The sequence below is a fragment of the Niveibacterium terrae genome (genome assembly GCF_048213115.1).
GTDB classification, from domain to species: Bacteria; Pseudomonadota; Gammaproteobacteria; order Burkholderiales; family Rhodocyclaceae; genus Niveibacterium; species Niveibacterium terrae.
Map to the genome: position 1 here is coordinate 2,538,326 of NZ_CP172404.1, position 19,314 is coordinate 2,557,639.

General features: G+C 63.7%; 11 protein-coding genes and 1 tRNA gene. 6 read left to right on the forward strand and 6 right to left on the reverse strand.

Annotated features, from left to right (window positions below; genetic code table 11):
* Positions 1-9 precede the first annotated feature (9 nt).
* The 5 genes from ACHFB9_RS11765 (at position 10) to ACHFB9_RS11785 (ending at position 10,490) form a co-directional block, all read left to right on the forward strand.
* The gene (locus tag ACHFB9_RS11765; protein ID WP_417067330.1) at positions 10-2,832 is read left to right on the forward strand and encodes a DUF6519 domain-containing protein; all 2,823 of its coding nucleotides are present in this window, start codon (positions 10-12) and stop codon (positions 2,830-2,832) included.
* A 590-nt stretch (positions 2,833-3,422) separates the two neighbouring features.
* Positions 3,423-4,880: an MBL fold metallo-hydrolase gene (locus tag ACHFB9_RS11770; protein ID WP_417067331.1), complete on the forward strand. Its 1,458-nt coding sequence runs from the start codon at positions 3,423-3,425 to the stop codon at positions 4,878-4,880.
* A gap of 232 nt (positions 4,881-5,112) precedes the next feature.
* Positions 5,113-6,285, forward strand: coding sequence for an acyltransferase family protein (locus ACHFB9_RS11775; protein WP_417067332.1), 1,173 nt, complete (start codon positions 5,113-5,115; stop codon positions 6,283-6,285).
* A 148-nt stretch (positions 6,286-6,433) separates the two neighbouring features.
* Positions 6,434-7,411 (forward strand): PEP-CTERM sorting domain-containing protein, encoded by a 978-nt coding sequence (locus ACHFB9_RS11780; RefSeq protein WP_417067334.1) that lies wholly within the window; start codon positions 6,434-6,436, stop codon positions 7,409-7,411.
* A gap of 319 nt (positions 7,412-7,730) precedes the next feature.
* Entirely contained in the window at positions 7,731-10,490 is a 2,760-nt protein-coding gene (locus ACHFB9_RS11785) for an ATP-dependent helicase (RefSeq protein ID WP_417067335.1), read from the forward strand.
* Between the two features lie 992 nt (positions 10,491-11,482).
* Here ACHFB9_RS11785 and ACHFB9_RS11790 read toward each other — a convergent pair.
* The 5 genes from ACHFB9_RS11790 to groES all read right to left on the reverse strand — a co-directional run bounded on the left by ACHFB9_RS11790 (position 11,483) and on the right by groES (position 15,877).
* A tRNA-Phe gene (locus tag ACHFB9_RS11790) sits at positions 11,483-11,558 on the reverse strand.
* 76 nt (positions 11,559-11,634) lie between these two features.
* The gene (locus ACHFB9_RS11795; protein WP_417067337.1) at positions 11,635-13,116 is read right to left on the reverse strand and encodes a sensor histidine kinase N-terminal domain-containing protein; all 1,482 of its coding nucleotides are present in this window, start codon (positions 13,114-13,116) and stop codon (positions 11,635-11,637) included.
* Positions 13,103-13,777, reverse strand: a complete 675-nt coding sequence (locus ACHFB9_RS11800) for a response regulator (RefSeq protein WP_417067339.1) — start codon at positions 13,775-13,777, stop codon at positions 13,103-13,105. The genes ACHFB9_RS11795 and ACHFB9_RS11800 overlap by 14 nt, the downstream gene beginning before the upstream one ends.
* A 123-nt stretch (positions 13,778-13,900) precedes the next feature.
* A complete protein-coding gene (gene groL / locus ACHFB9_RS11805) occupies positions 13,901-15,544 on the reverse strand; it encodes a chaperonin GroEL (protein WP_417067340.1) in 1,644 nt (547 codons plus the stop codon).
* Positions 15,545-15,583: 39 nt separating this feature from the next.
* Positions 15,584-15,877: a co-chaperone GroES gene (groES, locus tag ACHFB9_RS11810; RefSeq protein ID WP_417067342.1), complete on the reverse strand. Its 294-nt coding sequence runs from the start codon at positions 15,875-15,877 to the stop codon at positions 15,584-15,586.
* A gap of 403 nt (positions 15,878-16,280) precedes the next feature.
* Between groES and ACHFB9_RS11815 the strand changes: the two genes are divergently transcribed.
* Positions 16,281-16,685 (forward strand): GNAT family N-acetyltransferase, encoded by a 405-nt coding sequence (locus ACHFB9_RS11815; RefSeq protein ID WP_417067343.1) that lies wholly within the window; start codon positions 16,281-16,283, stop codon positions 16,683-16,685.
* A 34-nt stretch (positions 16,686-16,719) separates the two neighbouring features.
* Here ACHFB9_RS11815 and clpB read toward each other — a convergent pair whose 3' ends face one another.
* The gene (gene clpB, locus ACHFB9_RS11820) at positions 16,720-19,305 is read right to left on the reverse strand and encodes an ATP-dependent chaperone ClpB (RefSeq protein ID WP_417067344.1); all 2,586 of its coding nucleotides are present in this window, start codon (positions 19,303-19,305) and stop codon (positions 16,720-16,722) included.
* Between the last annotated feature and the right edge of the window lie 9 nt (positions 19,306-19,314).

Consider the following 19,314-nt stretch of genomic DNA (forward strand, 5'->3'; position numbering starts at 1 on the left):
GAGACCGAAATGCCGGGCGATTACAGCCGCAACACCTTCAACCCCCGCAAACACTACAGCGCGGTGCTGATGCAGCAGGGGCGGGTTCAGCTCGACGCCGACTGGAACGAACAGCAGGCGATCGCGGCCTGGCGCGAGCGCGCAGAGGCGGCCGATCTGATCGGCGCGAGCGGAACGCCGAAGTCCGGCGACGGCTTCAAGATCGAGAGCGACAAGAGCGGCGAGAAGCTGACGATCGCCGCGGGCCACTTCTACGTCGAGGGCCTGCTCTGCGAACTCGATGCGGACAAGGGAAAGATCGGCTACACGGCCCAGCCCGACCACCCCCACGCCGAATACACCCGCTTCCACCCGCACGCCCGGACCCGCGAGCTCGAACTGGGGGCCGGGACTTACCTCGCCTACCTCGCGGCCTGGGAGATGGAAGTGGGCGCGATCTGCGATGCGCGGCTGCGCGAGAGCGCTCTGGGCGGCCCCGACACGGCGCAGAGGGCGCGCGTGATCTGGCAGGTTCGCCTTGCCCGCCTCGCCGCTGCACCGGCCGACTACTCCTCGAGCATTCCCGAGTGGGCGCTGCTGACGGCTCCGACGAGCGGAACGCTGGACGCGAGAGTGAAACCCGGCGCCGCCGCGCTCCCCTGCGAAGTCCCGGCGAGCGCGGGCTACACGAGTCTGGAGAACCAGCTCTACCGGATCGAGATCCACACCGGCGGCGGATCGGGAGTCGCCACCTTCAAATGGTCGCGGGACAACGCGATCGTCGAGACGGCGATCGACACGATCAGCGGCAGCGAGCTGACGGTCGCCGACATGGGCAAGGACGAAGTGCTGTGCTTCTCCCCCGGCCAGTGGGTCGAGATCGTCGATCACGAATCCGAAGTCGAACGCAGCCCGCACGCGCTGTTCAGGATCACCGAAATGGACAAGGCGAAGCGCAGGATCGTGCTGTCCCGATCCGCGAGCGCGCTCGCCGGCAAGAGCGCGCTCCGGCTCAGGCGCTGGGATCAGCTCGCGGGCGCGGCAGAGGACGGCATCGCAACGGCCAAGGACTGGATCGCGCTCGAGAGCGGAGTCGAAGTCTCTTTCGCGGAAGGCCTCTACCACAGCGGCGATCACTGGCTGATCCCGGCCCGCACGCTCTCCGGCCAGATCGAGTGGCCGCCCCGCCCCGGTGCCGCGAACAAGCCGCTCGCGCCCGACTACCGCTATGCGCGGCTGGCGCTGATCCACGTCGGGGCCGACGGAAAGATCAGCCGCATCGACGACTGCCGCGCACGCTTCCCGGCACTGACCGGGATCGCCGCCGACGATGTCCTCTACGCTCCCGCCTCGGCCTGCGGCAGCGCGTTCGCGGGCGTCAGAACCGTCAGGGACGCGCTCGACGCCTTCTGCCAGAGGCCGGAATGCTCGCTCGTGCTGAGTCCGGGCGAGGATCTGCAGGCGCGCATCGATGCGCTGCCCAGCGGGGCCGACGCCTCGATCTGCTTCCGGCCCGGGACCTATGCTCTCCCCTCTGCTCTGAACTTTTCCGGCAAGGGCCGGCTCAGGATCACCGGCGCCGGCGCGGGCAGCCGGCTCGTCGCCGCGGACGCGGAGTCGGCGCTTCGCTTCATCCATTGCGTCGCGGTGATCGTCCGCGACCTGAGCGCCGAGAGCGGGAAGGTCGCGAGCGGGAACCGGATCAACGGCACGCTGGACTTCGAGGACTGCACGGATGTCGAGATCTCCAGCCTCAGCGCGAAATGCGCCGGAGGCGCGCGGCGCGCGGCTGCCTGCATCGCCGTGCGCCACACGGTCAGACCCTCGAAGGCGAAGCTGCATCAGCCCACGCTCAGCGTCCGCGGTTGCGATCTGATCGCCGGTCACCGCCAGATCGGCCTGCTCGCGGTCAACGTGATCAACACCGGAGTCGAGCGCAACCGTATCCACGCCGCGCCGCGCCAGGGCGCAGCGCTGTCGCTCGGCGAACTCGCGAAGGACAGCGTCTACCGCGAAAGCGTGATCGCCGGCCTGATCGCCAATGCGACCCTGGGCGACAAGCGGATCCCGGCGAACGGCGTCACGAACTGCACGGTCCGCTCGGGCACCCAGGCGGTCCAGTTCCGCACGCACCCGGACCTGAAGAAGGCGTGGGCCGAGCACCTGAGCGCCCATCCCCCGACCGGGATAGCGAAGGCCCAGGATCTTCTCGCCTGGATGCACGAGCAGGTGGTGAAGATGATCAACGATCCCGCGCTGCGCAGCGGCGCCTTTTCGGCCTGGTTCGACGCGGCAATTCGCGAGAACGCTCCGCGGCTGTTCCAGGGCATCGTCGTCGGCGGCGAAGTCGCCGAGGAAGTCCGGGTGCGGGACAACACGATCGAGGACGCGCTGCAGGGTGTCCATGTCGGAGTCAGCCATCGCGTCTCGCCGGCCGACGCGGCTGCGACGCGCGTCGATATCGCCGGAGTCGTGCAGATCAGCGGCAACACGATCGAGATCGCGCTGCCGATGGAGACTTCCGGCGACGAGCGGCACGGGATCTTCGTTGGCAACTGTGCGAGCCTGACGGTCGAAGCGAACCGGATCAAATTCCTGCGCGGCTCCGGCGCGGCCAAGGCAGAGATCGACGGAATCCGCATCTACGGTCACATCGGAAATCGGGTCGTCGTCGAACGCAATCACCTGAGCGACTTTCCGACCGGAATCCGCTTCACGCCGCGCTTCCCCTATCCCCCCCAGGCCAGCGCCCTCTGGATCATCGCCGAGAATTTCACGCCCGGCGCGGCCAATTCCCATGGTGTCGTCGTGCCGCAAAGCGCGAACGTCGAATTGAGGCTCAATCGCCCCTGAAAGTTCAATATTCTTTTGACAAACAAAATGCGCGAACCATAATCAACGCAGCGGTGCTCTCTTGGTATTGAGTCAAAATGTGCGGGAAGGTAAGTACAAAAGCGATTGGCTTAACGGCATGATCGTCAAAGGCTTGCTCGATCAAAGCATGGGGGTTGGTTCGAATCCGGCCGGTTCCGCTCACTGACACGATGCCCGATCGCCGCCAGAAAAACGGGCCGGCGCATTGGGCATTTTATTTGCAGGCTGATCGACGCCAGGCCGCCCGCGGCAATGCGTTCCACCGGCGAAGAATCCGACGCTGCAGCGAAGTTTGCCAAAACAGTAACGGATCACCGGCCCTGGCCATCACGGCGCACGGGCCACGGTTTCCACAAACAGTCCCCTCGCTTCACCCAACCTGACATTGCGAATAGCGCAGCAGGCCGGCATCGCCGGTAGATTCCATTTTATTCAATCAGACGTCAAGGCGAAGATCTGACGGTTTGCGCGTCTTTTCTTGAACAAGCCAAGGATCTTCATATTCCCTGTATTTGTCAGTTCTCCAGCTTCTCGACAAGCGAAGGACTCGAACAACAAAGGCACGGATCATGAATGAAAAGATCAGCAGGCGCGATGCATTGAAAATCACCGGCTTTGCCGGACTGGCCCTGGGCGGAATGGCCCTCCAGGGCTGCAATGACAGCGACGGCGCTTCGACTCCGTCCAGCCAGAAGTACACCTATTTCGACAAGCTGCCCTCCTATATCCCGGGAACCGAGACGCTTGGCGCGAACGAGATGCGGATATCGATCATGGGTTCGTCCCCGGTCCTGCGCCGCTCCCAGGCCGGAGCCTGCGTCCTTGTCGAGCTGGGCAACGGCGAGAGCTTTGTCTTCGACTGCGGCACAGGAGCCACGATCAACTTCGGCGCGCTGGCCGTGCCGATGTCGAAGGCGCGCCGCGTCTTCCTGACCCACCTGCACGGCGACCACTTCAACGACCTGACCAACCTCTACTGCTTCGGCCCGCAGGAGGACGGCAAGTCCCCGCTCTACATCTGGGGACCGTCGCGCTCGCATGTCTGCAACCCGGACACCGGCACCGACGACTATGACGACGGCACCTGCAATTTCGCGATGCATTTCCGCGAGATGTGCCGCTGGCACACCGAGGCGCAGAGCTTCGTACCGACCCGCTACGACGATGCGGAAGGCGATGGCTACGATCTGTTCGCGACCGAACTGGACTGGCTCACGGGGGGCGGCGGAAGCCTTCCGGCGACCTGGACCACGAACCCGACGATGGACAACAAGGCTCATCTGAGCACGACTCAATGGGTCGCCTACCAGGACGACGCAAAGGGCGTAAAAATCACCTTCTTCCCGGCAGTCCATGACCGCAACGGATCGATCAGTTACCGGCTGGAGTGGAACGGTCTCTCAATGGTCTACAGCGGCGACACAAAGCCGAACCAGTTCATGATCGAGAACGCGAGCGGCGTCGATGTGCTGGTCCACGAACTCGTCGTCCCGCCGGAGACCTGGTCGAGCAAGCAAGGCGGCAGCCCCGACCCGAATGGCGGAGGGGTCAAGCTCGCCCGCACGATCGAGGAAAACTCGCACACGCCCGAAAAGGCCTTCGGCTACATCATGAGCCAGCTCAAGAAGGCTCCCCGGCTCGCCGTGGGAACCCACTTCCAGGCGGAGGACGACACTGCCGATGTGGCCCTGCAGAACATCCGGACCTGGTACGCGGGAGACGTGGCCATCGTCACCGATCTGGTCGTGATCAACGTGAGCAGCACTGCGATCACGACGCGCCGGGCCGACGTGACCGGCTTCACCTGGAATCCGCCGGCCGCGGATCCAACCCGGACCATGATGGGCCATCTTCCCAAGTACTGGGACACGAACACCGCGAACATCTATGCGCCGTTCGCACCGCTGTCGCAGTTCGATTCGTCGCTGCTCGCCAAGGTGATCGACCCCTGCCTCTACGACAACACGCAATGGAACTGCGGCGTCACCTATGTTCCCAAGACCTACTCCTGCTGCAACAAGACCTGATCCGCGCTCTCCCGCATCGGCGCCTCCTCCGCGAGACGCCGATGCGGGTCAAGCCGGCCGGGCGGGGAGCGGCGATTGGCCGGTCCCCGGTCAGCCGGCTTTCGGCATCAGGGATGAACTGCTCCCCCCGGCGTGACAAAAGGCACGGCGGACCTGCATGCCCCCGGGCGAAAATGGGCGCCGGCCCACTGCCGGGCGTCAGCGCGCAGGATCTGCCTGCCACATCACTCGCATGGGCATCACGATTCAAGCCGGGAGGGTTCGCTTCAAGGAGCGCCTGTTCGCCGCACCGACGCCACTGCCCGACGCCTTCTCGATCCACCTCGACCTGATCCGCTTCAGCGCGGCCCTCGCGGTCTTCGTCGCCCATTTGTCCTCATTTCCGATCACCCGAGGCAGCGTCTGGCCCGCCCTGGGCCAGTACGGAGACGCGGCCGTCACGCTGTTCTTCGTGCTGTCCGGCTATGTGATCTCCTATACGACCTCGTTCCGGGAGCGCGAAGCGAAGAGCTATGTGATCAGCCGGATCTCGCGGCTCTACTCGGTCGTGCTGATCGCGCTGCCACTGACTTTCCTGCTCGACAGCCTGGGCCTCGCGCTCAATCCGTCCTTCTATCAGAACCAGAAGATCCTCTGGAAACCGGAGAGCCTTGCCGGCTACCTGTCCTCGCTCTTCTTCGTGAACGAATACCAGGTCTTCGCTTTCGGCGGAATCTCGCCTGGTACCAACGGCCCCTACTGGTCGCTGAGCTTCGAGGCGAGCTATTACCTGATCGCCGGAATCCTGCTGTTCTGCCGCAAGCGTTTCGCGATCCCGGCTTCGCTGATCGTGCTCGCGCTGGCAGGGAGGACCATCGCCGCCCTGCTGCCGCTCTGGGCTCTGGGCTTCACGCTGCAGCGGCTGCGGATCCCCCCGCTCAGGCCGGGCCTCTGGCAGCTGGCTTTCTGGGCTTCGGCGCTGTTGGTCGTGTTTTCGCCGCGGATCGACGCCTTCATTCCCCATCTGGGCGAACGCCTCTTCCTGCCCTGGGGACGGGGCGCTTTCAACCGTGACATCACCAGCGACTATTTCGTCGCGCTCAGCTTCGCCGCCCACCTCGTCTCGGCGCGGGCGCTGCTCGCGGGCGGCTGCCGCCCTCTGGTGCGGCTCGAAACCCCGATCCGCTGGCTGGGTTCGCTGACTTTCCCGCTCTACCTCTTCCACTACCCCGCGCTGTGCCTGTTCGCGGCGATCTGTCCCTGGAGCGAGTCCTCCCTCGCCCGCCTCGCCTTCCTTGCCGCACTGAGCGGGGCCCTGGTCATCGCGCTGGCTCCGGCCTGCGACGCGCTCAAGAACGCGATCAGGATGCATCTGCCTTCCGCCTCGCTGCGGATCCGCAGTTATCTCGCCCGCGCGGCCCGCTGAACGGTCAGACCGGCTGTCGATTTTCTTTGCACATTCCTCGGCATCGATTCAGGAATCCTCGCCAGACGACTGATTCATAAGCAAATAATTTCTCGCACGAATCCTGCTTCAGCCTCCTCGCCAATCCATAGGCATAAAGGAGACAACAATGCAGATGAACAGACTCGCGCTCGCCACCGCCTGCGCGCTGACCGCGCTGACCGCCCAGGCCGGTCCCTATGTCCCGGTTCCCGATCCGATCTATGGCCCGCCGACGCTGGACTGGCCGGCGGGGCCGCGCCAGCATCCGGGCAAGGAATACACCGATGAGTCCGACCGCAACGCCGACGGCAGCCTGAACCCGATGCAGAGCATCATGTGGGATGGGCAGGGAGGCGTTGCGAATTCGTTCAATTACTCGGGCGTCTATGTCGACCCGACAGGGGCGCGGCAAACGCTCAGCGGCCTGCAGGTCGATGGTCAGGCCCATCCGCTCGATCACATGTTCAACGAAGTGATCCGCAACCAGACCGCGCTGCTCTACTCGCTGCGCGACAACGCGGCCTACGGCCAGGGGCATGACGCGATGAACCCGCTCGTGCCCGCCGCCGTCGCCGCGCCGGTCTACACCGAGAGGGCGCTGGGCGGCAGCCGGGTCTGGGCGACCCAGGCCGAAGTCAGCCAGCACGGCGTGCAGAACCTCGACAGCCTGGAGGTCTTCGGCCCCGAGGGGGCGGATGACGCCTATCTGTTCTCGCTCAAAGACGACGCCTTCGGCTGCGCGGTCTGGGACAGCGCGAGCAAGACCTGCCGCTTCACGCAGGCCTTCATCGGCGGCCTGGTCAACGGCTTGCTGAAGACCGACATCGCGCTGGAGAAATTCGACGTCGACGGGATGATGGTCAACGGCGACGACATCATGTTCAGCCTCTGGCCCATCCTCGGCACAGCGATCCAGGGCGACGGCGTCTATGTGTTCAGCGGCGGCAATTTCGACAACCTGAACCACGGCGGTCACTGGTGGAAGGAAGGCTGGCTGGGCGTCAACGTCGATGCGCTGGAAGCCGCGGTCCCCGAACCCGCCTCGCTCGCGCTGCTCGGCATCGGCCTCTCGGCGCTCGCGATCCGCCGGCGCAGGAAGGCCTGAACCGGAAATTCACCGAAGCCCTCCCCCGCGCAGCCCCGGCTGCGCGGGGCTGCCCTGCGTCCGGTCGGAGCTCGACAGAGTCTCGGCATCAAAACCAAACGGGCAGAGCCTCCGCCTGATCCGGGTCAAAATGAACGAATGCAAGACCTGGCCCCCAAGGCGCGAACTTTTTTCAAGCAGGGCTGGCGACATATGAGCATCACCCACGCCATTCGCTGTAGTTTCGATGGCAAGGGCTTCCAGGGTTTGGGCATGCGTTTAGTCTTTTCTTGGCCAATCTAGTACATTGTGCATCATTGGCAGACGGAGAGGCTATCAAGTGGATCGATCTCTATACACCCTTGCACAACTGGCAGCCATCGACCACCTTGAAGGCAACCTGCAGCTCATTGCCTGTGCTGGCTCTGGCAAGACCGAGGTAGTTGCGCAGCGGGTAGTGAGTCTGCTGAAACCAGAGAAGGATGGTGGTGCCGGCTGCAATCCTGAAAACATCATCGCTTTTACGTTTACCGATAAAGCGGCCGCTGAGCTCAAGGAGCGCATCCACCTGCGCTGCGCCGAAGCATTTGGCAGCGTTACAGGGCTGGCCGAGATGTACGTCGGGACAATCCATGGCTTCTGTCTCGAATTGCTGAAATCCGAGGTGCCTTCGTACATGAAGTACGAAGTGCTCAATGAGGTGCAGCAGATACTGTTCGTAGATCGCCACTCTCGCACCTCCGGGCTGACGCAAAGCACAACGCTCACCGGCGTCCAGCTCAAGCGATACACTGACACGCGGCACTATGTGTCCGCGCTCTCCATCCTGCGCGAGGACAAAGCTATAGAACCCTCCGGGCTGCAGGGCAACACGGTGGTGGCTGGGCTCGAGAGCTACGAGCAGCTACTGCACAGCAAAGGTTATCTCGACTACTCGAGCATCCTCAGCGAGGCAGTCAACGAGCTGGATAGTAACGGCGGCTTGCGGCAGCGGTTGGAGGATCGCCTGCGGCACGTGATCGTTGACGAATACCAGGACGTCAATCCGATCCAGGAGGCAGTAGTCAGCGCGCTACGCTCCCTCGGTGCGGACATCTGCGTGGTGGGGGATGATGACCAGACGATCTATCAATGGCGCGGCAGCGACGTACGCAACATCCTCAGCTTCGAGGGGCGCTACCCAGATGTAACCCAGGTCAAACTGGAAGAAAACTTCCGATCGAGCGAGGGCGTTGTGGCGGTTGCGCGCGATTTCATCGGACAGCTCTTGCGGCGCCTGCCGAAGGAGATGAAAACCACGGCAGCACAGGACTACGAGGCGGGCGACATCGTTGCGCTCGGCTTCGATTCACCGGAAGCTGAAGCTCGATACATCGCCGAGACCTGCAAGACGCTGCGGGGCCTAGCCATCTGTGAGGATGAAGGGAAGCGCGGCATTTCATGGTCGGATATGGCCATCTTGCTGCGCTCTGTGCGACGTGATGGCGCCGTCATCATGACTGCGTTGGAGGCCGCCGGCGTGCCTTACGTCATTGCCGGAATGGACAACCTCTTCGCACGTCCGGAGGCGGAGGCTGCGCGCCAGCTGTTTTACTTCCTTGCTGGCGAGATCGACGAGAAAGCACTGGGGCCATACTGGGAGACGGCTGACCTTGGTATCGAGAAGAAGGAGCTTGATTCGGCGATCCAATCCGCCGTGCAAGCCAGGCGGGATATGCAGAACGCGCAGATCGGACAGTTCAAGGTCTACAATCTGCAGCGCCAGTACATGGCCTTCCTCGAAAACGTCGGCCTTCGGGAGGAGAAGGTGCCTGGCGGCCGGGGCGAGGTGGTGTTCTACAACCTGGGAAAATTTAGCCAGGCGATCTCGGACTTCGAGAGTATCCATTTCCACTCCAGTCCCGTAGAGAAATACCAGAGCTTCGCAGGTTTCTTGCGCTACCACGCCGAGAATGCTTACCCCGAGGGCTGGCAGGACAATGCTTTCGTCAACCCGGATGCTGTACGCATCATGACGGTACACCAGGCCAAGGGGCTGCAATGGCCGGCCGTATTCATCCCTCAGCTGGTACGGAACCGATTCCCGGCCAAAGGTGGCGGCGGTAGGACTGCCTGGCACCTGCTGCCAGACACCGCATTCGACAACGTGACGCGCTACAAAGGGGGCATCGAGGACGAGCGGCGTCTGTTTTACGTCGCACTGACTCGCGCACAAAAATTTCTGCACATGAGTTGGGCTCCGCACGATGGAAACCGTACGGCGCAGCGGCCGTCCGACTTCTTCAATGAGGTGTTGGCCTCAAAGTTCGTCAAGCGCCGTTGGCAGGACTATGCTGACCGCGAGCGACTCGTGCCTCGGCCGAAAGCCTCCGTCGCCAACGTCACCTTGTCGTTCTCTGACCTCAAATACTTTTTCGCCTGTCCCTACCAGTTCAAGCTGCGCATCCTCTACGGGTTCAACGCGCCGCTGGATGAAGCGCTTGGCTTCGGCAAGTCGCTACACGATGCTTTGGCCGAGGTACATGCGCGTGTGCTGCAGGGTGAGAGCATTATGGCGGAGGAGGCACAAGCTCTCGTCGCTCGGCATCTGCGGGCGCCCTATGCATATCCGGCCCTGCGCGAACAGCTCGAGAGGGCGGCCGAGCGGATCATCGAAGCCTATATCGAGAAGAACTCGGCCGAGTTCAAGAACCTCGAATTTTCCGAGAAGGCAATCGAGATCGCGCTCGGCGACGGCGTGTCTGTCGCGGGTCGCATCGACCTTGTGCGTCGAATCGACAATGACGAGGTAACGATCGTAGACCTCAAGTCGAACGATCGTGCCCAAGCCGAAGCGGTGACGGAAACCCAGCTGCACATTTACGCACTCGGTTATCAGGAACTCACGGGGCGGCCGGCCGACTACGTCGAGATTTACGAACTTGACGAACAGAAGAAGAAACGGCGATCAGTGGATGATGACTTCATCGACGACGTGAAACGTGAAGTGCGGGCGGCAGCAACGGCACTGCGCAGCAATGCCATGCCACCCAGCGCTCACAAGAAAATCTGCGACCAATGCGACTACTGCAATCTGTGTTCGGCTGCCATCTTGAAATAGCGAGGGGGCACCATCCGGAGCCGTTCACTCTGACAAACAACTGTAGGAACACCGCGCCGATTCATGTGGCTGCGTACAAGTACTACAAGAGGCAATCAGCCCTCCTAATATAGGAGGTACCGGATCAACTACCTCATCGGCAACAGAAGTGCGCCGATGCCGCACGCCACCAATCCTGTGCCATATGACCAGGGACGGCGAGCGTTTCGGGATCAGTTCGTCCCCACCTGAGTGGAGTGGGTGCGGGCGCTAGCGGCAGCCATGCTACGCGTTGCGGCCACTCAGTTAGCGCACCCCCAATGTCGGCATAGGCCAATCAGCCGCCATTTTGAGCAGCACCGCAGACCGCCCACGCTCCCCTCGCGAGATCACTCAAAATTATGCGCCTCCCGCGAGCACTTCGTTACCCATCTGCAAATCGTCTGCGTGTGGCAGATCGCGCAAGCTGACTGATTCGCGAGGGGCGCGTTCCAAGTGACGGGGGGGCGCGTTCCAAGTGACGGGGGTAAGCATCCAGCCCCCCCTTCCAAATCACCCTACCCGTCTCATCGACGATCCCCCGCAAGCCAACACCCACGACTTCGCTCTGCCCGTGCATCACGTGGCTGTCGGCGTGAGGGTTGCGATGGAAGATCCGGCTTGCGCCCATGCGCAGCGCGAGCTCATCGAGCCTAGGGTTGCCGTGCGGGTTCGGGCTTGGGGCTTCGTGCATCACAAGAACATTGCAATGCGGTTGGGCAAGGCCTTTCCACACATCCGGAAAGATCACCGATAAAAGGGGAGGTTTGCGAAGCGAGAAGCCAAAAGAAACGCTTCCGAACCGGAACCGGTCAGGTCAGGGGTCGAGCGCACCGCAGAGCAGCGCGGCTTTGGCGCCGACACGGGGATCAGAGCATCGCAGGGGAAGCGAAAATCCGGAGATTGAGCGACTTTGATGCTAGCCCGCCCCCAAAACGAAAAGGGGATGCATTTCTGCATCCCCTTGATATTCGTGGTGGCCAGTCGCGGAATCGAACCACGGACACGCGGATTTTCAATCCGCTGCTCTACCAACTGAGCTAACTGGCCCCGAGAGAAAGTAATTATATAGACTTTTCCGCCGTTGTCAAAGCCTTCATGCTTTCTTGCAGAAAAAAGTCCGGAATCAGGCGCGCGCCGGGTCCGCGGCGGCGCGCGCGAACGCGATCCGGAAGCAGGCGCCGGGGTGCTCGGGCGTCGAGTCGATGCGGATCGTCGCGCCGTGCAGCTCGGCGATCTCACGAACGATCGCGAGCCCGAGACCGCTGCCCTCCTCGCCGGTGCCGAGCACCCGGTGGAAGCGCATGAAGATCCTCTGCTGCTCGGCGACCGGAATGCCTATGCCCTGATCGCGGACGCCCAGCACGACAAGATCGGGCCGCGCCGCGTCACGCTCGGTGAAGACGGTGACCTGTCCGTCGCGCCGGCTGTACTTGATCGCATTGTCGATCAGGTTGGCGAGCAGCTCGCGCAGCAGCACCGGGTTGCCTTCGATGAGCGGGTGATCGTCGATCTCGGCGCCCAGATCGATGCCCTTGCCCATCGCGCGCGGTACGAAGTCGGCCGCCACGTCCAGCGCGAGCCGGCCCAGATCGACGGTCTCGAAAGCGGAGGTTTGCGGCGAGCAGGCTTCCGCTCTGGCCAGCGCGAGCAGCTGGTTGATCAGGTGGGCCGCGCGCTCCGTGCCGGCATGGATGCGCTGCAGCGAGCCGCGCAGCACTTCCGGATCGCGCTCTTCGAGCGCGAGCTCGGCCTGCATCTTGAGCCCGGCCAAGGGCGTCCTCATCTGATGGGCCGCGTCGGCCACGAAGCGCTGCTGGGCCTGAAGGTTCTCTTCGAGGCGAGCGATCATGTCGTTGAAGGCCGAGATCAGCGGCTGGACTTCCTCGGGCGCGCCGTTCTCGGCGATCGGCGACATGTCGGCCGGGCGACGGCGACGGATCATCGCCTGCAGCCGGTTCAGCGGCGCGATGCCGCGCGTGAGGCCGACCCAGACCAGCACGATCGTGGCCGGGATCACCAGGAACTGGGGCAGCAGCACGCCGGCGATGATCTGCGAGGCCAGCGCTTCACGCTTGTTGCGGGTCTCGCCGACCTGAACCATGACCAGGGTCGGGGTGGGCCGGGTCGGGAGCTCGACCATCCGGCTCGCGATCCGGATGTCCTCGCCATTGATCTCGTCATCGTCGAACTGGACCGCCGCCGACAGATCGTCGCGCGACAGCACGCCGGGGCTGGGCAGGTCGGCGTCACCGGCGAGCAACTGGCCGCGCGGACCGCTGACCCGGAAATACAGCGCATCCTCCTCGTCGCCGTGCAGCAGCGTGCGCGCGGCGGCCGGGAAGTTCGCGATCAGCCTGCCGCGCGGGCTGACCTTGACGAGGCGGGCGATCGCGCGGACCTCCTCGGCCATCGCCTGGTCATAGGGCTGGTTGGCAATGCCCTGCGCGACATGGTGGGTCGCGACGATCGAGATCGGCCAGACGAAGAGCAGTGGCGCGAGCATCCAGTCGAGGATCTCGCCGAACAGCGAGATCGGGGTGCGGCGGGAGGAAGACGCGGAGAGAGGCGCCCGCCCGCCCTGGCGACGCCAGCTAAACAGGCGCATCCGGTTTTTCCAGGCAATAGCCCAGGCCGCGCACGGTCGCGATGCGCAGGCCGGAGGGCTCCAGCTTCTTGCGCAGCCGGTGCACATAGACCTCGATCGCGTTGTGCGAGACTTCCTCGCCCCAGCCGCACAGGTGATCGACGAGCTGTTCCTTGCTGACCAGCCGCCCGACCCTGAGCAGCAGGATCTCGAGCACGCCGATCTCGCGCGCCGACAGCTCGATCAGCTGACCATCGACCATCGCGGCCCGGTCGGTCTGGTTGTAGCTCAGCGCGCCGAGTGTGATGCAGCTCCCCTGCCCCGTTCCGCGCCGGGCGAGCGCCCGGACCCGGGCCTCGAGTTCGGGCAGCGCGAAGGGTTTGGTCAGATAGTCGTCGGCGCCGGCATCAAGGCCGCGCACGCGGTCATCGATGCCATCCTGGGCGGTCAGGATCAGCACCGGCGTCGTCGATTTGCGCGCCCGCAGGCGCTTGAGCACTTCGATGCCGGGCAGTTTGGGCAAGCCCAGATCGAGCACGACCAGATCGAAGCTCTGGCTCGCCAGCGCGACATCGGCGTCGCTGCCGCTGGCGACATGATCGACGGCGAAGCCGCCGCGCTTGAACGCGCGGACCAGGCCGTCGGCGATGATTTCGTCGTCTTCCGCGAGCAGGATGCGCATCAGGAACCCCGGGTGGCGCCGGAAGGACTCCGGCACGAGCAGCAGTGATTTTAACACTGCCCCAAAAAGAAACCCCGCCGAAGCGGGGTTTCATACTGACGACTAGTTGCTGAACCGGGGCAATTACATGCCCATGTCCATGCCGCCCATGCCGCCCATGCCGCCGGGCATACCGCCCATCGGCTTGTCTTCCGGCAGCTCGGCAACCAGAGCGTCGGTGGTCAGGATCAGCGCAGCGACCGAAGCTGCGTTTTGCAGCGCGGAGCGAGTGACCTTGGCCGGATCGAGCACGCCCAGTTCGACGAGGTCGCCGTAGGTGCCGTTCGAGGCGTTGTAGCCGTAGTTGCCGGCGCCTTCGAGCACCTTGTTGATGACGACCGAGGGTTCGTCACCGGCGTTCGCAACGATCTGACGCAGCGGTTCTTCGATCGCGCGCAGAACGATCTTGATGCCGGCGTCCTGGTCGGGGTTGTCACCCTTGAGTTCGGTGATCGAAGCGCGGGCGCGCAGCAGCGCAACGCCGCCGCCGGCAACGACACCTTCTTCAACGGCGGCACGGGTCGCGTGCAGCGCGTCTTCGACGCGAGCCTTCTTTTCCTTCATTTCGACTTCGGTCGCAGCACCGACCTTGATCACCGCAACGCCGCCGGCCAGCTTGGCCTTGCGTTCCTGCAGCTTTTCCTTGTCGTAGTCGGAAGTCGAGGTTTCGATCAGCGCATCGATCTGGGCGACACGCGCCTGGATCGCATCGGCAGCGCCAGCGCCGTCGATGATCGTCGTGTTTTCCTTTTCGACTTCGATGCGCTTGGCCTGGCCCAGATCCTGCAGCGTCGCCTTTTCGAGCGACAGGCCGACTTCTTCGGCGATCACGGTGCCGCCGGTCAGGATCGCGATGTCTTCGAGCATCGCCTTGCGACGATCGCCGAAGCCCGGGGCCTTGACCGCAACGGTCTTCAGGATGCCGCGGATGTTGTTGACGACCAGGGTCGCCAGCGCTTCGCCTTCGACGTCTTCAGCGATGATCAGCAGCGGACGGCCGGCCTTCGCAACCTGTTCGAGCACCGGCAGCAGATCGCGGATGTTCGAGATCTTCTTGTCGAAGAGCAGAACAAACGGGTTTTCCAGAGCAGCGATCTGACGATCCTGGTTGTTGATGAAGTAGGGCGACAGGTAGCCACGGTCGAACTGCATGCCTTCGACGACGTCGAGTTCGTTGTCGAGCGACTTGCCGTCTTCGACGGTGATCACGCCGGCCTTGCCGACCTTGTCCATCGCGTCGGCGATGATCTTGCCGATCGACTCATCGGAGTTGGCCGAGATCGAACCGACCTGGGCGATTTCCTTCGACGTCGTGGTCGGCTTCGCGTTCTTGCGCACTTCGGCGATCAGCGCGGCAACCGCCTTGTCGATACCGCGCTTCAGGTCCATCGGGTTGTGGCCCGAGGAGACCAGCTTCATGCCTTCGCGAACGATGGCCTGGGCCAGCACGGTCGCGGTCGTCGTGCCGTCACCGGCGTTGTCCGAAGTCTTCGAGGCGACTTCCTTGACGAGCTGGGCGCCCATGTTCTCGAACTTGTCCTTCAGTTCGATTTCCTTGGCGACGGAGACGCCGTCTTTGGTCACGGTCGGAGCGCCGAAGGAGCGGTCCAGAACCACGTTGCGGCCCTTCGGACCCAGGGTCACCTTGACCGCATTGGCCAGGACGTTGACACCATTGACGATCTTGGCGCGGGCTTCGTCACCGAACAGTACTTGCTTGGCAGGCATTCTTTTTCCTCTTGCGATTATTCAGGGATGGGGCGAAGTTCAGGCTTCGATGACGCCGAGGATGTCATCCTCGCGCAGAACCAGGACTTCCTGGCCATCGACCTTGACCGACTGGCCGGCATACTTGCCGAACAGCACGCGGTCACCCGCCTTGACATCCAGCGCACGCAGCGCGCCATTATCGAGCAGCTTGCCGTTGCCGACGGCGAGCACTTCGCCCTGATCGGGCTTTTCACCGGCGGAATCCGGAATCACGATGCCAGAGGCAGTTGTACGCTCGGCTTCAATGCGCTTGACGATCACACGGTCGTGCAAGGGACGGATCTTGCTCATTCGGATAACTCCTCGTCTAAAGACGTTTCTTGGATAGTGCGGGTCGCCAAAGCGACCCGGCAAAGCCAGTTCGGAAGGCGGCTTACGGTTCTCCGTTAGCACTCACCCCCAACGAGTGCTAATAATAGGGGCCGCCCTCAGGGTTTTCAAGAGCGCTTTCCGCGGTTTTTTTTCACGCTCCGCGGCAGATTGCCTGGCGCGGATGTCCGGGCAACCCGCCCCGAAGGCGGCGCTTCGGGGTCGGTGCGACAGATCGCCCCGGGCGCCGGCCCGCCACGCAGCGGGATACCCCCTCAATGCGCTCCCCGGCGCTAGAGTTACGAAGGCGGCGTTTGCCGGTGAAGAACCTCTACGCAGGTTCCCCGGACCGGCTCCGCCCTTCCCTTGCCCTGACTCCGAAAAGATGACGATAAATTACTCAGACACCCGGGAGTTCGCGCTGGACGATCTGCGCGAACTTTTTCAGTCCGTCCAGTGGTCCTCGGCCAACTACCCGGACAAGCTGCAGCAGGCGATGAAGAACTCCGATACCGTGATCTCGGCCTGGGACGGCGAGAAGCTGGTCGGGCTGATCAACGCGATGTCCGACGGCGTGCTGAACGCCTACTTCCCCTACCTGCTGGTTCGCCCCGACTACCACTCGTCCGGAATCGGCCGACAGCTGGTCACGACGATGCTCGACCGCTACCGCGGCTTCGTGCGCAAGACTCTGGTCGCCTACGACCACGCCGTGCCCTTCTACCAGCGCTGCGGCTTCGAAGCCGGCGACGACAAGACTCCGATGTTCGTGACCAGCCTGACGAGCTGAGCGAAGGGGGCAAGCCCCCTTCCTCCCCGCCCGCTCAGCTAGGCTTGCGGAACGAGATCAGACCGCTGCCGTCGGCATCGACGACGACCGTGTCCTTGGGGCCGAACAGGCCTTCGAGGATCTGTTTCGCGAGCGGATTCTCGATGTGCTCCTGGATCGCCCGCTTCAGCGGCCTCGCCCCGAACACCGGATCGAAGCCGGCGCGCGCGAGGCTCGCCAGCGCCGCTTCCGACACGGTCATACCGATCTCCAGCTTCGCGAGCCGTTTCTCCAGATAGCCCAGCTGGATCTTCGCGATCGCCTGCAGATGGACGTCGGCCAGCGCGTGGAAGACGACGACTTCGTCGATCCGGTTGATGAACTCGGGCCGGAAGAAGGTCTTCACTTCCTGCATCACCGCATCCTTGACCGCCGTGTAGCTCTGCCCCGCCATGCCCTGGATCATCTGGCTGCCGAGGTTCGAGGTCATCACGATCACGGTGTTCTTGAAGTCGACGGTCCGCCCCTGGCCGTCGGTCATCCGGCCGTCGTCGAGCACCTGGAGCAGCACGTTGAACACGTCGGGGTGCGCTTTTTCGACTTCGTCGAAGAGGATCACCGAATAGGGTTTGCGCCTGACCTGCTCGGTCAGATAGCCGCCCTCCTCGTAGCCGACGTAACCCGGAGGCGCGCCGATCAGACGCGCGACCGAGTGTTTCTCCATGAATTCGCTCATGTCGACGCGGATCAGGTGCTCCTCGCTGTCGAACAGGAAGCCGGCCAGCGCCTTGCACAACTCGGTCTTGCCGACCCCGGTCGGACCGAGGAACAGGAAGGAACCGTAAGGCCGGCCTTCCTCGGACAGTCCGGCGCGCGAGCGGCGGATCGCATCGGCGACGCGCTGCACCGCTTCGTCCTGGCCGACGACGCGCTCATGCAGCTTGTCTTCCATCGTCAGCAGCTTCTCGCGCTCGCCCTTCATCATCTTCGCGACCGGAATCCCGGTCGCCCGCGAGACGACTTCGGCGATCTCCTCGGCACCGACCTGGGTGCGCAGCAGCCGGTTCGGCTTGCCTTGCCCAGCCGAGCTCTCGGCGGTCTTCATCTGGGCCTCGAGCTTGGGCAGCTCGCCGTACTGCAGTTCGCTCATCTTCTGCCAGTCGCCCTGGCGTCGGGCCTCTTCCATCTGGACGCGGAGCTTGTCTATCGCCTCCTTGATGTGCTGACTGCCGGCCACCTGGGCTTTCTCGGCGCGCCAGATCTCGTCCAGATCCGCGTATTCCTTCTCGTGACGGGCGATCTCCTCCTCGATCAGCGCGAGGCGCTTCTGCGACGCTTCATCCCGCTCCTTCTTCATCGCCTCACGCTCGATCTTCAACTGGATCAGCCGCCGGTCGAGGATGTCCATCGCCTCGGGCTTCGAGTCGATCTCCATCTTGATCCGCGCCGCCGCCTCGTCGATCAGGTCGATCGCCTTGTCGGGCAGGAAACGGTCGGTGATGTAGCGGTGCGAGAGCTCAGCCGCCGCAACGATGGCCGGATCGGTGATGTCGACGCCATGGTGCAGCTCGTACTTTTCCTGCAGGCCGCGCAGGATCGCGATCGTCGATTCGACCGAGGGTTCATCGACCAGCACTTTCTGGAAGCGCCGCTCCAGCGCCGCATCCTTCTCGATGTACTTGCGGTATTCGTCGAGCGTCGTCGCGCCGATGCAGTGCAGCTCGCCGCGCGCCAGGGCGGGTTTGAGCATGTTGCCGGCATCGATCGCGCCTTCGGCCTTGCCGGCACCGACCATCGTGTGCAGCTCGTCGATGAAGACGATGATCTGCCCTTCCTCTTTCGCGATGTCGTTGAGCACGGCCTTGAGCCGCTCCTCGAACTCGCCGCGGTACTTCGCGCCAGCCAGCAGAGCCGCCATGTCGAGCGAGAGGACCCGCTTGCCCTTGAGCGTTTCGGGCACTTCGCCATTGACGATGCGCTGGGCGAGGCCTTCGACGATCGCGGTCTTGCCGACTCCGGGCTCGCCGATCAGCACCGGATTGTTCTTCGTGCGCCGCTGCAGGATCTGGACCGCGCGGCGGATCTCGTCGTCCCGCCCGATGACCGGATCGAGCTTGCCCGACCTCGCCCTCTCGGTCAGATCCAGGCAGTATTTCTTCAGCGATTCGCGCTGCGCCTCGGCGTCAGCCTCATTGACGCTGGCGCCGCCGCGCACCGCCTCGATCGCCGCTTCGAGCGCGCGACGGTCGAGCCCGTTCTCCTTCGCGAGCCGTCCCGCCTCGCCCTTGTCCTCGGTCAGCGCGAGCAGGAACATCTCGCTGGCGATGAACTGGTCGCCCCGCTTCTGCGCTTCGCGGTCGGTGACGTTGAGCAGATTTCCGAGATCGCGGCCGACCTGGATCTCGCCGCCGGTTCCCTGAACCTTGGGCAGGCGCTCGAGAGAGAGCTCCAGCGCGCGCTTCAGGGGCGGCACATTGGTGCCGGCGCGCTGCAGCAGCGACACCGAGCCGCCGTCTTCCTGATTGATCAGCGCGAGCAGCAAGTGCTGGGGCTCGATGCTGGAATTATCCCCGCCCGCGGCAAGGCTCTGGGCGTCGGCCAGGGCCGACTGGAATTTGGTGGTCAGCTTGTCGTAACGCATGTCCGAACT